This window comes from Streptomyces sp. (assembly GCF_035645055.1).
GTDB lineage: Bacteria > Actinomycetota > Actinomycetes > Streptomycetales > Streptomycetaceae > Streptomyces.
Genome location: NZ_DASQNH010000014.1, coordinates 1 through 1,992, shown reverse-complemented (window position 1 = coordinate 1,992; position 1,992 = coordinate 1). Strand labels below are relative to the sequence as shown.

Annotated in this window: 3 protein-coding genes; 2 read left to right on the top strand and 1 reads right to left on the bottom strand. The window is 71.7% G+C overall.

Going from position 1 to position 1,992, the window contains the following annotated elements:
* Positions 1 to 24: 24 nt before the first annotated feature.
* Positions 25 to 1,032: a hypothetical protein gene (locus VE614_RS03980; protein WP_324932014.1), complete on the bottom strand. Its 1,008-nt coding sequence runs from the start codon at positions 1,030 to 1,032 to the stop codon at positions 25 to 27.
* Between the two features lie 90 nt (positions 1,033 to 1,122).
* Here VE614_RS03980 and VE614_RS03975 point away from each other — a divergent pair, with 90 nt between their 5' ends.
* Complete coding sequence (locus VE614_RS03975) at positions 1,123 to 1,482, top strand: DUF6233 domain-containing protein (protein ID WP_324932011.1); 360 nt, start codon at positions 1,123 to 1,125, stop codon at positions 1,480 to 1,482.
* 323 nt (positions 1,483 to 1,805) lie between these two features.
* On the top strand, positions 1,806 to 1,992 hold a 187-nt coding region (locus VE614_RS03970), incomplete at its 3' end, for a hypothetical protein (RefSeq protein ID WP_324932008.1).

Here is a 1,992-nt window from a genome sequence, read left to right as displayed (position 1 = left end):
GGACAGTTAAGGCCAAGCTGCCAGTCAGGAGGCGCGGCGGAAGACGGCGGCTGGTCCGATGGCGTGGGGGCCGAACTTGTCGCGGATGCGGTCCATGGCCTGCTCGGTCCGGAGCCGGTCCTCGCGGGTGTCGTCGAGGCTGATCTGCTGGGCGACCCGGTCGGCGTCGATGAGGTCCTCGCCCCGCAGGGCGATGCCGGTGAGGCGGCCGCGCTGCAGGCCGGCGGCGTCCATCAGCTGGTAGGCGAGCTGGCGGAGGTCGTCGTCGTGGGCGGACGGCTCGGTCAGGCGACGGGTCTTCTCCCACGAGGGGCCACCCGCGAACTTCAGCGTGAGCGTCAGGGCGCGGGCGGCCTGGCCGCGGCGGCGCAGCCGCACCCCGAGGCGGACGACCAGGTCGAGGAGGGCGGCGCGGACAGCCGCGCCGTCCAGGGCCTGCCGGTCGAAGGAGCAGCGCACCGAGGCGGAGGCGGGCAAGGCACGGGGGACAACGGGGCGCGGGTCGATCCCGCGGGCGTGGTCGACGGTCAGGCGGCCCGCGCGCCCGCCGATGAGGCGCTGCACGGTTGAGGGCGGGACGGCGGTGAGCAGGCCGACGCTGTGGATGCCGTAATCGCGTAGCACGGCCGCTTGGCGGGGGCCGAGGCCGTGCAGGGCATCGACCGGGAGCTGGGCGAGCCAGTCCACGGTCTGCTCGGGCGTGATGGTAAGAACGCCTCCTGGCGAAGGGACCTGCGCGGAGGCGGTGGCGGCGACGGTGATGGACGGACCGATGCCCACCCGGACGTCGACACCGAGCCGGGAGATCGTACGGATTCGCAGTACCTCGCCGAGCCTGTGCGGGGTCGTGCCGTGGTAGCGCAGGGCACCGGTCAGGTCGACCAGGGCGGCTGTGGGCGGCAGCGCCTGCACCACCGGCGACAGACCGGCCAGCTCCTCCAGGATCTGGCGGTAGGTCTCCTCCGGCAGGCGGTCGGGGCAGCGCACATGCATCACCACCGCGGGCCGCTGCGATCGCGTCTCCGGGCTCATCACCGCCCACCTCCTCCCCCACCCACGTTATCGAACGGAAAATCGAACACGCGAGGCCAGTAAGGCGATCTTGGGGCTAGAATCAAAAATGTGTTTGATGACCTGCCTCCCGACCTGGAGCGCCTGCTCACCCTGCGGGTGTGGCACGCGATGTGGCTGGAGCGCATCGACCGCAAGATCGCAGCAGTCGAGCAGCGCCAGGCCGAGGAAGAGCGGGGCCGCCGGCTGCGGCCCGCGCCGCCCGACTGGGTCGCCGCCTTCGTCATCGGCGCCGGCCGCGAGCCCGCCGAGGTCCACGCCGGAGGCTGCCACATGACCGGGCCGCGCTGGCGAGCTGTCGACCGGGACGAAGCCCGCCGCCTGCTGAGTTCCGGGGTGCGCTCGTGCGGCCACTGCCGGCCCGACGTCCAGCTGCACATCCTCGACTTAGCCGTCACAGCGGCTGTGTGAGCGGAACGCGCGACGGCCTCGGCCGGCGAGGGCGCCGGCCGAGGCCGTGACGTGTGCGTGGTCGTGAAGGGCGGTCGCCTACGCGGCGAGAGGCTCCATGAGGCTTCAGCCGAACGATCGTCCTCATGGGCAATAGGTGAGGCCCGGGGACACTGTCCCCTCCACAACCACGCCCTCCATAACCAGCGCCGGTAGCCGGGCATTCCCGCGCTGTCGCCGCCGTTCCGGTGGCCGCCTCATCATGATCGAACGTGCGTGCGGCAGTGGCCGTATTCTGATGGCCGGTGGCTGATACTCGCCCCACTCGGAACAGGAACCGCACGATGACACCCGCACCACCCCCTGTCACAGAGCCCGATCCCTCCGCGCTGACCAGCCCCGGCGACCTCGTCGGCCCCTGCGCCACCTGCCAGCGCAAGACCCACAAGTACGGCCGCGGCGGTACGCCGCTGTGCCAGTGGTGCATGAAGCCCGTCATGGAGAAGTGGGGCCCGCAGGTACGCCACGTCA